Source organism: Thermosipho sp. 1074 (genome assembly GCF_001999655.1).
GTDB classification, from domain to species: domain Bacteria; phylum Thermotogota; class Thermotogae; order Thermotogales; family Fervidobacteriaceae; genus Thermosipho; species Thermosipho affectus.
In genome coordinates, this window is sequence record NZ_LBEX01000003.1 from 157000 (window position 1) to 171448 (window position 14449).

The 14449-nt window shown below is 30.8% G+C and carries 13 protein-coding genes; all 13 read right to left on the bottom strand.

The window, feature by feature from the left end:
• Position 1 precedes the first annotated feature (1 nt).
• The 13 genes from XO08_RS01110 to ispD are packed head-to-tail and all read right to left on the bottom strand — an operon-like array spanning position 2 to position 14447.
• Positions 2 to 700 (bottom strand): NAD-dependent deacylase, encoded by a 699-nt coding sequence (locus tag XO08_RS01110; protein WP_075665245.1) that lies wholly within the window; start codon positions 698 to 700, stop codon positions 2 to 4.
• Positions 681 to 1211, bottom strand: a complete 531-nt coding sequence (locus tag XO08_RS01115; RefSeq protein WP_332881307.1) for a chromate transporter — start codon at positions 1209 to 1211, stop codon at positions 681 to 683. The genes XO08_RS01110 and XO08_RS01115 overlap by 20 nt, the downstream gene beginning before the upstream one ends.
• Complete coding sequence (locus XO08_RS01120; protein ID WP_075665247.1) at positions 1186 to 1455, bottom strand: exodeoxyribonuclease VII; 270 nt, start codon at positions 1453 to 1455, stop codon at positions 1186 to 1188. Before XO08_RS01120 ends, XO08_RS01115 begins: the two co-directional genes overlap by 26 nt.
• A complete protein-coding gene (xseA, locus tag XO08_RS01125; RefSeq protein WP_075666669.1) occupies positions 1427 to 2863 on the bottom strand; it encodes an exodeoxyribonuclease VII large subunit in 1437 nt (478 codons plus the stop codon). The genes XO08_RS01120 and xseA overlap by 29 nt, the downstream gene beginning before the upstream one ends.
• Positions 2863 to 5529, bottom strand: coding sequence for a DNA polymerase I (gene polA / locus XO08_RS01130; protein WP_075665248.1), 2667 nt, complete (start codon positions 5527 to 5529; stop codon positions 2863 to 2865). The genes xseA and polA overlap by 1 nt, the downstream gene beginning before the upstream one ends.
• A complete protein-coding gene (locus XO08_RS01135; protein WP_075665249.1) occupies positions 5507 to 5872 on the bottom strand; it encodes a carboxymuconolactone decarboxylase family protein in 366 nt (121 codons plus the stop codon). Before XO08_RS01135 ends, polA begins: the two co-directional genes overlap by 23 nt.
• A 1-nt stretch (position 5873) precedes the next feature.
• Positions 5874 to 7964: a cell division FtsA domain-containing protein gene (locus XO08_RS01140; RefSeq protein ID WP_075665250.1), complete on the bottom strand. Its 2091-nt coding sequence runs from the start codon at positions 7962 to 7964 to the stop codon at positions 5874 to 5876.
• 3 nt (positions 7965 to 7967) lie between these two features.
• Entirely contained in the window at positions 7968 to 10250 is a 2283-nt protein-coding gene (locus XO08_RS01145) for an endonuclease MutS2 (protein ID WP_075665251.1), read from the bottom strand.
• Between the two features lie 11 nt (positions 10251 to 10261).
• Positions 10262 to 10900 carry a hypothetical protein gene (locus tag XO08_RS01150; protein WP_075665252.1) on the bottom strand — a complete coding sequence of 213 codons (639 nt, stop codon included), beginning with the start codon at positions 10898 to 10900 and terminating at the stop codon, positions 10262 to 10264.
• 35 nt (positions 10901 to 10935) lie between these two features.
• Positions 10936 to 12090 (bottom strand): inorganic phosphate transporter, encoded by a 1155-nt coding sequence (locus XO08_RS01155; RefSeq protein WP_075666670.1) that lies wholly within the window; start codon positions 12088 to 12090, stop codon positions 10936 to 10938.
• Between the two features lie 48 nt (positions 12091 to 12138).
• Positions 12139 to 12810, bottom strand: a complete 672-nt coding sequence (locus XO08_RS01160) for a DUF47 domain-containing protein (protein ID WP_075665253.1) — start codon at positions 12808 to 12810, stop codon at positions 12139 to 12141.
• Between the two features lies 1 nt (position 12811).
• Complete coding sequence (locus XO08_RS01165) at positions 12812 to 13783, bottom strand: lysylphosphatidylglycerol synthase transmembrane domain-containing protein (RefSeq protein ID WP_075665254.1); 972 nt, start codon at positions 13781 to 13783, stop codon at positions 12812 to 12814.
• Complete coding sequence (gene ispD, locus XO08_RS01170; RefSeq protein ID WP_075665255.1) at positions 13767 to 14447, bottom strand: 2-C-methyl-D-erythritol 4-phosphate cytidylyltransferase; 681 nt, start codon at positions 14445 to 14447, stop codon at positions 13767 to 13769. Before ispD ends, XO08_RS01165 begins: the two co-directional genes overlap by 17 nt.
• Positions 14448 to 14449: the final 2 nt, after the last annotated feature.

A 14449-nucleotide genomic window follows, 5' to 3' on the forward strand; every position in this document is an offset into this window, starting at 1 on the left:
TTTATTCCTCCTCAAAATATCTAAAAAGTATCTTTGAAAATTCATTTAAATCCATGTGATATACAAGATCAGCAAACTCATCATATGAGGTACTATCAATATTAATTATAACCAAATTCCCTTGATTTTCTTTTATCAATAAAGGAAAAGAAGCAGCAGGATATACCTGCAAAGAACTTCCCATTACAAGTAATGTATTTGCTTCTTTTAAAAGACTATACGCATAATCGAGGTTTTTTACGTTTTCTCCAAAAAATACAATATCAGGTCTTATTATTCCACCACATTTACAGTAATACTTTTCAGGAAAAGAATATTTTCTTCCACACCTTTCACAATAAAATCTGCTTGCATTTCCATGGATTTCAACTACATTTTTTGATCCTGCCTTAAAATGTAAATTATCTATATTTTGAGTAATAATACCTATTAAATATCCCAAATCTTCTAACCTTGCAAGTAATCTGTGTGAAATATTACACTTTGCTTTATACATTTTACTAAATTCTTTCTTTACGAAGTCATAGAACTTTTCAGGATATCTTTTAAAAAATCCATAATCAAAAATTTCATGACCGTATCTTTCGTACAATCCATTTTTTCCCCTAAAATCCGGAATACCACTATTTGTACTTATTCCAGCTCCAGTTAACGCAAGCACATTCCCCTCTTTTATAATTTCAACTAATTCTTCGAGCATATTCCCACCACACAATCAAAATAAAAACAGGTATAACCATTGATTTAAAGAAAAAAACCACTAACAAGGCTAACCCTAAAACAATAATCTTTTGTTTATCCCATTTTTGTAATCTTACTATAGAATACAAAACTCCTAAAACAAGCCCTAAAATTGAAGCATAAATCCCGTTAAAAAGGGGAGAAAGTTCATTTGAATATTTTCCTACTAACGTACCGGCTAATACTATAACCAAAACCGGTGGAATCAAAACACCAAATACTGCAAATACGATTCCCCAAATCCCAAAAACTTCTTCACCTATTAAAATTGCCATATTAATTGCTATAGGGCCTGGCATAGATTGTGCAAGAGATAAAATTTTCCCAAATTTTTCATCATCCATATAATTTGAAAATTTTCTCTTAAAAATTGGAACCATAGCATAACCTCCGCCCAATGTTAAAGCGGAAGTAACAAAAAATTTTGTAAAGATTTCCCAAAGTTTAGAATAATCCTTCTTCATTTTCATTCTCCAAACTTTCTAAAAACTCTCTATATTTTTTGTCTATCTGTTCTTTTTCATGTTTAAAATTAATAAGCTTTTTTCTAGCTATGGAAAGTAAATCAACGGCCTTACCATATAACTTTAAAGCAAGCTCTATATCAACATCATTTTGATGAAAATAATCTTTTATTCTTTCTATTTTTTCGATAAGATCGTTGAATTCCAATCGTTCCATATCTTCAATTTTTAAAGAGAGTATGTCCTCCATACAATTCCTCCTTTTTATTCTTTCTCTCATTAAACACCTTTACATTGATTTTTCCATCCTTAAGATAAAGTCCCAATTTTTCACCTATCTTTATTTGCCTTATACTACTTACTTTCTTTCCGTTTTTCAAAATGACTGCTCCACCAAAAAGTAGCGGGGCAAGTTCTTCTTTTTTTAACAATTCTTGAAAAATTACATTTATGCTAGATTCTGCACGGGAAATCTTTAATTCAAAATCTTTTTCAAGTAATTTTGCATAATTGAGCATATTACTTTCTTCATTTTTAAACTTACCATTCATTTTCTCAGAAATAAAATTGAGAACATCCTCTGAAATCCTACGCTTTGAAAAATCTATCTTATACTCTAGATGATTTTCTAAATTTTCATAATAATTATCCAACAAATAATTAATGTTTTCAAATCTAACTGTAATTGTTTTATTTATGTAATCTATAAGTTGGAAGTTCAATATGTTATTAACATTTTTGAATAAACTCATTACCAACAATCTCAAATCATTCCAATTATTATCAACTTTCTTAATATTATCATCTATCTGCTTAGAAATTGCCCTTGCAACTTCTGTAGGCGTTGCAAACCTTTTCCATGCAACATAATCTGGAATAGTAAAATCCCTTTCATGTCCTATTCCAGATAACACGGGGCAATATTCATTAAACTTTGCAATCTCAACGCCTAATATTAAATCATCAAAATACATTAAGTCACTCTTTGCCCCTCCACCCCTTGCAATTACAACTACATCATAATCAATATTAGATCTTTTTATTCTATTTAAAGCTAAAATTATTCCCGTTGCTGTTCGCGCACCTTGCATTGGTGATTCATACAAATGAACGATTGGTTGATAAAGATAGCTAACTTTTAAATTTTTCAAAAAATCCTCATAGCCTGCGGCAGTACTTGAAGAAATAATTGCTATTTTCTTTATAGGCGGAAGTTCTGATAAATCGTGTTTTTCGAGCATAAGTAAATTTCTCATTTTAAGTTCTTTTAATATTTCTTTCCTTCTTTTCTCTATTTCAGATTCTCCAACAGGTGCAATAGTATCTGCAAAAAATGTAAAACTCATTCTATCTCTATAAAAAGATAATTTACCTTGAAAAATCCACTTTTTCCCCACTAGATCTTTTTCACTTTCTATCCCCAAAACTTTTAACATACGTGGATACAAAAATTTTAAAACAAAAACCGTAATCTCAATGTTTCTCGTTCCTTTTTTTCCTGGATAGGTCTGAGAAACATCAATGTACAATCCCGTGTTATGTACATTTGCCCTTACAACATCCGCATAGAACCTAAATGTTTCCTGTGTAATACCAGTAGATTCTATCTTATTTACAACGTACTCGTTTAATTCTATCAAATCTTTAAATTCTTTCACTATTCCCACTCTTTTCCTTCGTATAAGTCTACTTTTAATGGGACTTTTAACTTAACAGAATTCTCCATTTTGTCTACTATTATTTCTTTTACTATTTCCAATTCCTCCTTTGGAACTTCAAAGACTAATTCGTCGTGAACTTGCAAAATCATCTTTGTTTTTAATTTTCTCCTCAAAAGTTCATTATGTATATTAATCATTGCAATCTTTATGATATCTGCTGCTGTGCCTTGAATCGGTGTATTTATCGCTATTCTTTCACCTTCTTGGCGAACATTTTTTGACCTTAGCTGTGGAATATATCTTTTTCTTCCAAACAAAGTCTTTACAAACCCATTCTTTTTTGCAAATTCCACTGTCTGTTTAATAAAATCAAAAACACCATTGTAATATTTAAAATAACTATCTATTATCTTTTTTGTCTCATTTACATTCAATCCTATTCTCTTTGACAAGCCATACGGTGAAATACCGTATATTATCGCAAAATTTACCATTTTTCCCATTCTTCTCATATCTTCTGTTACCATTAATTCAGATATATTAAAGATATTTGCAGCGGTAATGGTATGGATATCATAATTATTTTTAAATGCTTCAAGTAATTTTTCATCCCCACTCATGTGGGCTAAAATTCTCAATTCAATTTGTGAATAATCCGCTCCGACTATATACCAGTCTTCAAATTGAGGCTTAACAGCTTTCCTAATTTCTCTGCCTTCTTCAGTCCTTGTGGGTAAATTTTGAAGATTAGGCTCTGAACTGCTCAATCTACCTGTTGCAGTTCCCGTTTGATGAAAGCTACTATGTACTCTCTTTGTAATATCATTAACAGAATTTGGTATTGAATCAATATAGGTACTCTTAAGCTTTTGATATTTTCTATGTTCCAGTAACAATTGCGCAATTTCATATTCCTTGGCAAGTTCTTCTAAAACCTCTGCATTTGTTGAATCTCTACCCGTTGAGGTCTTTTTAATAGATGGAAGTTTAAGTTTATTAAACAACACTTCTGCAACTTGCTTAGAAGAATTAATATTAAAACGCTCACCGGAAATCTCATAGATTTTTTCTTCTAATCTTCTCATCCTCTGTTCATATTTTTCGGATAATATTTTCAAATAATCCAAATCAAAATACACTCCATTTAATTCCATTTGAGCAAGTACATTTATAAGTGGCATTTCTATGTTGTAGAACAAATCTTTTATTTCTGATATATGTTTACTCAATATATGAAACAATCTAAATGTAATATCTGCATCTTCGCAAGAATACTCTGCAGCTTTTTCAATTGGAACAAATGAAAAATCATTCCCAAATAAGGGAACACTACCATCTACTAATTCGTCAAAGCTTATCATTTTATACCCCAAAAACTTTAAAGATAACTCTTCAAGATTGTACTTTCTTTCATCAGGATTTAAAAGATACGCAGCAACCATTGTATCAAAATATGGGGGATGGGGATCAATTCCAAAAAGTTTAAAAATCTTATAATCAAACTTTAAATTCTGACCCACTATATTAAACTCTCCACTTTCCAAAATTTCCTTTAAAAACTTTAATACATACTTTTTTTCAAAATTTTTTCCATTGACATGTGAAACGGGGATATAGTATGCTTTACCTTCCTTTGTAGCAACAGATATCCCTACAAGTTTTGCACTATATGGTTCAAGTGAAGTTGTTTCTGTATCAATGGAAAAAACTTTCATTTTCTTTATCTCATCTTGTAGTTTTTCAAGTTTTTTTAAATTATCCACTACAATATATTCCTTTTCAAATTCCTCTTGCAAATTAAGTTCTTTAACTATCGAAGAAAATTCAAAATTTTTCAAAACTTGTAAAAGTTTTTTTTGATTATACCCCTTATATATCAAATCCTCTGCTTTTAAATTCAAGGGCACGTCGTATATTAGTTCAACCAATTCTCTACTTAATGTTAAATTTTCCTTTGAATTTTCAAGTAATTTTTGTAGCTTATTGGTAAGTAACTTTTTATTTTTTATAACATTGTCCAAAGAACCATATTTTTTCAACAAAGATGTGGCAGTCTTTTTTCCTATTCCCTTAACACCTGGAATATTATCAATTTGATCTCCAACAAGAGAAAGATAATCTGCAAATTGATACGGATAAATCCCGTACTTTTCATACACTTTGCTTTTATCGTATAAAACTAAATCTGTAATTCCCCTTTCTATCCGCCAAACAAAGATCTTATCATCAACAAGCTGCAATAAATCTTTGTCACCTGTTATTATATTTATCTGTTCAAAATCATCGTAAAATTTTTTTGCAAGTGTTGCGATAATATCATCCGCTTCGTATCCCATTAATTTTAACACTCTTAACCCAAAACTTTCCACAAATTCCTCTATATACGGAAGTTGTTCAATTATAAGCTTGGGGGTTTCAGGCCTATTTGCTTTGTATTCAATCAAAAGTTCTTTTCTTTTCTGACTTCCTCCTTTTGAATCTAAAACAAAAGCACAAGCATCTTTATTAATATTGATATGCTCTTTAAAAAACTTTATTAACATCTTTGCAATTCCGTATACTGCATTTGTATGCTTTCCTGTAGAAGTCTTTAAAGATTGATCTATTGCATAAAACGCCCTATAAACTAAACCTGTACCATCAAAGAGAAACAGATTTGCCATCTTTTTGCATCTCCCTGATCTCATGCAACGTATTTACAGCACGTCTCAAATGTGGTATAACGATTGATCCACCTACAATTAAAGCCACATCAAACACCTCAAAAAATTCCTCATCGCTCACTCCATGCTCTACACACCTAATCATATGATATGTTATACAATCATCACATCTTAACACCATAGAAGCAACTAATCCCAATAACTCCTTAGTTTTTTCATCTAACACACCTTTTTTGTAAACATTTGTATCCAGATTAAAAAACCTTTTTGTATTCAAAGTACCATTTTCAAGTATTTTCTCATTCATCTTCTCTCTGAATTTTTTAAATTCTTCAAGATTCATATTATTCCTCCTTTAATTCATAAGTGAAAATAACTTCATCTCCATTGGAAAGTGGTTCTGTAAAATAAGCGCTTTTTCCATTTTTTAACAATTTATAATTTTTTATTTTCTTTAAATCAATCTTAAACTTGCTAAATATATCGGCTAAAATTATCCCCCCGCCATCTTCAGAATAAGTTGTATATATTTTATCACCATTTTTTATTTCATATTCTTTACTTACCAAAACACCATTTACTTCATACAAAAGCGTATCCTTTTCAATTACCTCTTCTTTTCCATTCAAAACTATCTTTACACTCTTCGTTTCACTCTGGGCAACATCCTTTATCTTCAAAGGAGTTATTTCAAAAACAACTTTAAGTGTTTCCCCAGGATCTACCTGATTTTTGTCCGATAATTCCAATTCGTTTTTAAAAATCTTCACTTTACCAACTTTTTTCTCTTGATAAATATCATTATAAAAAAACTCTACTGTTGCAAGTTCCCTTTCAAGTTCAGCCCTTATATCTTTGACAAAAACTGGATTATAATCAATCTTATCTCCATCTTTTAAAATAACATTCTCCTTTATAATTTCGCCATTTAATGAAACAGATGGAAAGTATTTCCTTTTTTTATCACCAAAATCCAAAATTATAGGTAAAACTACATCATAAAGACTATAGGATTTTTCACCTGTTTGTGATGGTTTACCAATAACTATTCTATCACCATGTTTTACTTTATCTCTTAATGTAGCACGTTTCCCATTAATATAAATGGGTGCGGGTTTTGGTAATTCACCTTTTAATATTTTCATCTTTCCATTAATTTCAAGAACAATAGATTCACTTGGTTTTCCCAAAAGATCAATCATCGAATATCCACATTGTAGAAGTACTTCGCTTAACATATGCCCACCAGAAAAACCAACTAATTGTATCGGTTCATCATTTACAAATACCTGTTCAAAAATAGTACCACTCTTTGTAAGTGCAGTATACGCAATTCCTAGCGGAGTTACAAATTCACTACCAACAACAATTCCCGTATTATCTAAAATATTCAAGTTTTTTGCATCTTTTAAAGATATATTATCAATTTCTATATCCAACTTTTCTGCAAGTCTTTCCACGAATCCTGGAACTTTTGCCCCACCACCAACAACCATTACCACTTGCGGCTTGTCACCATTTAAGGTTAAAATCTCTTCAGTAATCTTTGTTGTAATATTATCAACTACCGGTCCAATTATTTCGTTAAGTTTTTCTTTTGTAATTTCTTTTTCTTTATCTAAGATATTTCTATAAACTTTTTTATTTTCTTCTGGAGTATTTAACCAACGCTTTAAATTTTCCGCTGTGGAAAAATCTACAAGTAAAGCCTTTGTTATTGATTCTGTCATTTCATCTCCAGCAAGTGGCACCATTCCATATGCTATAATGGTTCCTTCCTTGGATATGGCAATATCACTAGTACCCGCTCCAACATCAACCAAAGCTATATTTAAAATTCTTAAATCTTCCGGCACAGTTATATTTATCGCAGCAATTGGTTCCAAAGTCATGTGTGTCATTGTAAGATCTACTTTTCTCAAAACTGACACCATTGCATCCACTACTTGTATCGGCAAAAAGGCCGTTACAACTTCTACTTTTGCATTCTTGCCTTTTAACCCCTTTATTTTTTTCAACCAATTTCCGTCTAATTCATATTTTATTACGGAATAACCCACACAATACATATTTTCCGCATCAATCTTTTGCACCGCGCTATCAACCGCAGAAAGTTCTAATCGCGTTATAAGCTCATCATCTATCTCATTAACGTGTGAAATATCCTCTTCATATTCACCAATAGCCGTGGTCAAAAATCTTCCTGCAAGTGCAACAGCTACTTTATCCAAAGTCACATTGTTTCTACTTTCAAGCTCTTCCTTTACCTTCTTAACCACCCTTGCAACTTTTTCCACATCGTGAATTTGTCCATCCAACATTGCACGATGTTCGTGTTCTTTTAATACTATATCATGGACTATAACTTTCTCATCTTCCAACGAAGCTAACACACCTGCAATTTTTCTTGTGCCTACGTCCAGAGCAAAAACCAAGCCTCACACCTCCACAACGGTAACTCCAACTCCACCTTCACTTGGCCTTCCAAAACGATAACTTTTTATCCTCTTGTCTTCTCTTAAAAAATTCCATATATTCGAAGCCAAGCTTCCAGTACCTTTTCCATGCACTATATATCCATTCGAATAATCAGAGTATATAAGATCATCAATAAACTTATCCACAAGTTCAATAGCTTCTTCCACAGTCTTTCCCCTTAAATCAATTTCATTTGAAGAAAGCACAGAAACACTTTGATATAAAACAGGCTCTTCATCTTTTTTAGGTGGCTCAACCTTTCTCAATCTTGACTTTTTTACCTCTATTTTTAATCCATTAAAATCTACAAGAATTTTCCCGTTTTGCCTTTTTTCAATTATCCTACCAACAGCCGTTCCATCTACCAATTTAACGTAATCCCCTTTGTTTATTTCCTGGGCTATATTTGGATACTTTAAACTTTCCAAAGTTTTATCCACCTGGGTAATATCCTTTTCCCTTTGTTCAAGCCTTTTTAATTTTTTCTTTATTAATTCTTCGCTATTTGTTTTGGTAGAAAACAATGCAGACTGGATCTCTCTTTTTGCCGTTCTAAATTCCCTATAAATATTCCTCAATTCTTTATCAAGTTCCTCTATTTTCTTTAACTTCAAAATACTATATTTTTTTTCATACTCCGATTTTAATCTCTCATATTCTTTTAACGTCTTTTCAAGAAGCTTCTTCTTTTCTTCTAGTTCACTCACTTTTAAATTCAAATGTTTAATTATATTTTCAATTTTTAAATGATCCTCAGATATATATATCTTTGCTCTATCAATAATATCTTTATTCAATCCCAACCTTTCTGAAATTTCAAACGCATGTGATGCACCTGGAGTATTTAAAAGTAACCTGTAAGTTGGAGATAAAGTATTTATATCAAATTCCATTGACGCAGTCATAATATCATCACGTTCCATCGCAAATAACTTTACATTCGTAAGGTGAGTAGTAATAATAAATTTAATATTTTTTTCAAGCAAATGCTCTATAATTGCAATTGCAAGAGCACTACCTTCAAATGGATCAGTTCCCGAACCTAATTCATCTATAACCACCAAAGAATTTTCATCGGCATCTTTCAAGGCTTCTATTATTCTTACCATATGAGAAGAAAAAGTGCTGAGATTTTCCACAACATTTTGAGAATCACCTATATCTACAAACAACTTGAAATTTGGAATTCTTGTACCTACATCTGAAAGAACGGGAAAACCATGTTGGGACATGAATATAAACAGAGAAATAGTCTTCAAAGTAACAGTTTTACCACCAGTGTTTGGACCTGTAATTATCAATCCTTTTTTATCTTTAGGAATATCTATAGAAATTGGAACAACTTTATCCCTTGAAATTAATGGATGCCTTGCGTTTACTAACTTTAAATACGTACCTTCTGGCTTTACCACAATCCCATTATTTTTATACGCATACTTTGCACGAGCGAAAAGTGAATCAATATGCCCAACTATCTTTATATCGTTAATTAAATGTGCATATCTATCGTGAATTTTACTAGTTATTCCTCTCAATATTTTATTGATTTCTATCTTTTCTTCACTTCTTAATATTTCAATTTTATCATTTAAATGTATGAACTCCTGAGGTTCAAAAAACAATGAAACTCCAGTATTTGAAACTCCATGAACAATTCCTTTCAAATGTCCACGTGCTCCTGATTTAATTATAAACACATATCTTCCATTCCTAATCGTATACAACTGCTCCTGTAAATATCTACTATTTTTTGAAATAAATTTTTCAATCTTTTCTTTTATTTCTAAAGATAACCTTTTTTGCTCTTTTCTAATAACGGACAAGTTTTTAGATGCCTTATCCTTAACATTTCCATCAGGTTCAAACACAGATTCAATTTCATTAATCAATGCATCATAATTTCCTAACTTTGATATATAGAAACTAACTTTATACCTTGTACTACTTATAGCTTCTTTCAAGCTATGCACAAGTAACATAAATTCCTTTATCTTAAATATTTCATACGGCTCAAGAATGGGATAATTTTTTGTTTTTTGCAACAAAGGTCTAATATCTTCAATTTTTTGAAAAACAGGTAACCCTTGGGTTACCTGTATATCAAACACTTCTTGAAGATACTCATACTCTTCACCATTCACACATTCTTTTGAAATTTTTTCCAAGTGTTCTCTACCATACACAGAAAAAGTATATTCCAAAAACTGCTTAAAAACATCTTCCCAATCCAAAAACCGCTCCATATCAAACTCCTTTAAAAGGGTATACTGAGTGCAAAGTCTAAATTCAAAGAATTTTCAGGTTCAAGCTCAATTGAAACGTCCTTCCCCGTTTCAGTTTTCGACCCTGTATAGAATTGGATACTATAATATAACCTTCCGCTTAAATATATATTCTTACTTAAAACAAAATCACATCTAATTCCAGGTTTTAAAGCAATCGAAGATATCACAATTTTATTGTAATGCTCAAAGTTCACACTTTCAAAATCACTTAAAGATGTACTACTCCCAGAAATTTTTTGGAATATCTCTTTTTGCAATAAAACTTCTCCCTGAAAACCAATCTGTAATTTTTCCCCAACATTAAACAAAGTAACACCAAATATCTTTACATTAAAGTCAAATCCCAATCCTCTAACCAAATATTCTTTATCTGGATCAAAATTTGCAAACAGGCTAAAACCATATGCCACTGGAGAATTGTGTTGAGGATCAACATTTTTTTCATATCCAAAAAACATAACAAAATTTTGTAATAAAGAATAATTATTCATTAAATTAGTATCGGCTGGCTTTAAATATCTCAATCCTAACCAAGTCGATTGATTTAATGTAAAAGAAAAAATACTTAAAGACAATAACAATGCAAATATCATAACCACTCTTTTCATGCAACTCACCTCCAATTAATATTATATCACAAAAACTAAACTATAATAACGTACAAAAGCGCACTAACAGCTGCTGCAAATGGAACAGTAACAAACCAAGAAATTATAATATTTTTCAATATTCCAACATTAACAACTTCAATTCCTCTTGCAAATCCAACTCCTGAAACTGCACCTACCACTGTATGAGTGGTGGATATAGGCATACCAAATGTGGACGCAAGTAAAACTGTAGTAGCAGTTGCAAAATCAATGGAAAAACCACGTGTATTATTCAACTCTGTTATATCTTTACCCACTGTCTTCATAACTTTATAACCCAAAATTGCTACACCAAATGATATACCAATACCACCTAATGCAAGTATATACTTTGGAATTTCTATAACTCCAGTTGCATTTCCCGTTGTCAAAATTATATAAATCAATGCCAAAGGTCCTACAGCATTTGCAACATCATTTGCACCATGTGCAAAACTCACATAGCAAGAAGTTACAACCTGTGCTTTTTTAAAGACTTTTTCAACTAAATCATATTCTCTGCCTTCCCCACCAAATTTTCTTATATATAGAAAAGAAACAAAAAACACCAACATTCCAATAAAAATACCCACGTAATTTCCAAATATAGCATCTTTTTTCAAAGTTTTCACTACAAAAAGAAAAGCTATTGTATAAAACGCTCCACCTAAAAGTACTGGTGCAACAATTTTAGCGGCCTTTAATGGATTTTTTCTGTGTAAAATGCTCCATGATATAAATTTAAATATCACAAATGCTAAAGAACCACCAATAAGTGGTGAAATCACCCAGGTTGTTACTATTTTTAGTAAGGTAATCCAATTAACATAACCTACCCCTCCGGCAGCAAGTCCAAAACCAATCATTCCCCCAACAATTGAGTGGGTAGTTGAAACGGGCATTCCCCAGTAAGTTGCAATTAAAACCCAAATTGTAGCCGCAATAAGTGCGGAAAAAGCTCCCACTAAAATTTTATTTGGATCAGATATTATATTTAAATCAACTATACCTTTTGCAATGGTTTTAGTAACATGTGCACCAAATAAAAGCGCACCTAAAAATTCCAAAATAGCTGCTATAAAAACTGCTTGTTTAGGAGTAATTGCACGCGCTCCAACAGCTGTTGCCATACTATTTGCAACATCATTTGCTCCAATAGAAAATGCCATTCCAAACCCAACTAAAAATGCAGCAAACACTAACAAAACTAACACCTCCTACCTAATTATCATTCTTATTCTTTCCACAACATTTTCAGCTCTATCTGCTATTTTCATCATTAAAACCACTATACTATTTAGAAAAATCACATCTACGGGATTCATAATACTTTTTTGAGCATATAACAGTTTCCCGATTTCTATTCCTAATTTATCAGTTGAACTTTCATCTTTTTCCACATCAAATGTTAAATTATCTTCTTTTTCAACTTCGTTTGGGGAAAAATCAGATTCAACTACCGTTCTTAATTCATCAACAGTAAGTTTCATGTACTTTATCACTTCATATACGTAGTTTCCCATCTTCTCTATCTCTTCAATTATCTCATTAGGACAATTTTCCACTCTATTCATCGTCATTACTTTCACAAAATCATCTACTGCGTCAATAATTGAATCTTGATTATGCACTATTTCCAATGCATCTATTCTATCAAAATAACTCCACCTTAATTTTGTGTAAACTTCTCTCAATTTTGTCTTAATTTCATCAGCTTTTGATTCATATTCATCAATTTTTTTTGAATATTCCAAAATTTCTTTTGCATTAAAATAATCTTTTAATATTTTAGGAACTAATTCTCCTGCATTTAGACAATATTGCGCATGTTCACTCAAAAGTTTAGTTGGGGAAATTTCAGGAAAAAGTCTATCAATAAATCTTTTCATGTTAACCCTCCTCTTTATTTTGATAATTAAACCCAAACTTTGGAAATAACAAAGTTCCCAATATCAACGGAAAATAAAAAGTTATAATTCTATATATAGTTATTAACTCAATAGCTTTATTTCCACCAAATATTTGTGAAAACACTAATTGGTATGTTCCTTCAATACCACCACTTGATCCAGGGGTAGGTATATAATATGCCACCGAATTTAACAAAGCCAATACCCCAATTATGTACCAAAAATTTATATTAACAACAAACATATAAAGTATAAACCCATACATACATATAGTTAAAAAATAAAGAATTATATCAAAAAATAACATCCACGGATTTTTCACCCAAAGTATATTTATACTTTCATGCAACGAATCTATCCACTTTAAAATCTTATCCTTTTCCATCCTTTTCTTAAATATTCTTCCAAAAAACAACAATATCTTTTCCAAAAATTTCCTGTTGACAAATCCTAAAAATATAAGTATAGAAACCCCCAAACTTACCAAAAATCCCACAACTATTAATGTAAACCCAATACTTTTTGGATATGCATTTAATATTGGTTTTACAAAAATTAAATCAAGTGCAAGAATTACTATTGAAATTTCTAAAGTTCTAGAAATTATTATATTTGTTGCATCTTCTGTTTTCACCCCAATTTTTGAAAGATGATAAATTTGATACGGTTGACCACCTATGGACATAGGTGTAATAAACGAAAAAAATTTACCAAAAAATACGTTCCTTACTGTTTCAAAAAATGGTATTTTATAACCAAAAAAGCATAATAATAGCTTTAATCTCAAAGAATCAATCAAATATATCAATATTAGAATAAAAATTCCCAATATGAATTTCTTTGATAAAAATACATCTATCCCAACACTAAATGAATAAAAAAATTGAAAGAGGATAATAACCGAAAAACTAATAGCTATCGATACAAATACCTTTTTATATATCCCATTCAAAGTTCTCAACCCCTGCCAAAAACAAATCTTCTTTGGTTGTTATCTTTATATTTGATTTTTCACCCATAACAACATATACATCAAAACCTGCTTTTAAAACTACAGACGAATCATCTGTGTAATTTTCTAAATCTTTTACTTTCTCGAATGCTTCTAAAAGGACAGAAAATTTAAAAGTTTGTGGGGTTTGAATGGAAAATAATTTCTTTCTAGGTGGGACGGTCTTCACTCTATCATTTTCAACAAAAGCAACGGTATTTTCAACAGGTAAAGCTGTTACTACTGCACCATAATTATCAACAAATTCAATATTTTTCGACAAAATTTCTTTATTTACAAATGGTCTTGCACCATCGTGTATAATAACATTATCTTCTTTTGAAATTTTATCTTTTAAATAATTTATAGCACTTAACGTAGAATACTCCCTCGCAAAACCTCCTGTTATTATTTTTACTTTTTGACCGTATTTTTTCAAAATTTTCCTTGATTTCTCTAAGTAATCCTTATTTACAACTACAACAATTAAATGTATAAAATCTTCAAAAAATTTTTCCAGAGTATGCTCCATTAAAGTCTTGCCGTTAAATTTTAAAAATTGCTTTGGAATTTTTTGTGAAAACCTTTTTCCACTACCTCCAAAGAGTATTACTCCAACATTCATAA

Coding starts and splice junctions, on each gene's coding strand:
- polA (WP_075665248.1), bottom strand. CDS start 5,529: ATGGCAAATCTGTTTCTCTTTGATGGTACAGGTTTAGTTTATAGGGCG.
- ispD (WP_075665255.1), bottom strand. CDS start 14,447: ATGAATGTTGGAGTAATACTCTTTGGAGGTAGTGGAAAAAGGTTTTCA.
- XO08_RS01155 (WP_075666670.1), bottom strand. CDS start 12,090: ATGGCATTTTCTATTGGAGCAAATGATGTTGCAAATAGTATGGCAACA.
- XO08_RS01110 (WP_075665245.1), bottom strand. CDS start 700: ATGCTCGAAGAATTAGTTGAAATTATAAAAGAGGGGAATGTGCTTGCG.
- XO08_RS01150 (WP_075665252.1), bottom strand. CDS start 10,900: ATGAAAAGAGTGGTTATGATATTTGCATTGTTATTGTCTTTAAGTATT.
- XO08_RS01160 (WP_075665253.1), bottom strand. CDS start 12,810: ATGAAAAGATTTATTGATAGACTTTTTCCTGAAATTTCCCCAACTAAA.
- XO08_RS01135 (WP_075665249.1), bottom strand. CDS start 5,872: ATGAATCTTGAAGAATTTAAAAAATTCAGAGAGAAGATGAATGAGAAA.
- XO08_RS01120 (WP_075665247.1), bottom strand. CDS start 1,455: ATGGAGGACATACTCTCTTTAAAAATTGAAGATATGGAACGATTGGAA.
- XO08_RS01115 (WP_332881307.1), bottom strand. CDS start 1,211: ATGAAAATGAAGAAGGATTATTCTAAACTTTGGGAAATCTTTACAAAA.
- XO08_RS01145 (WP_075665251.1), bottom strand. CDS start 10,250: ATGGAGCGGTTTTTGGATTGGGAAGATGTTTTTAAGCAGTTTTTGGAA.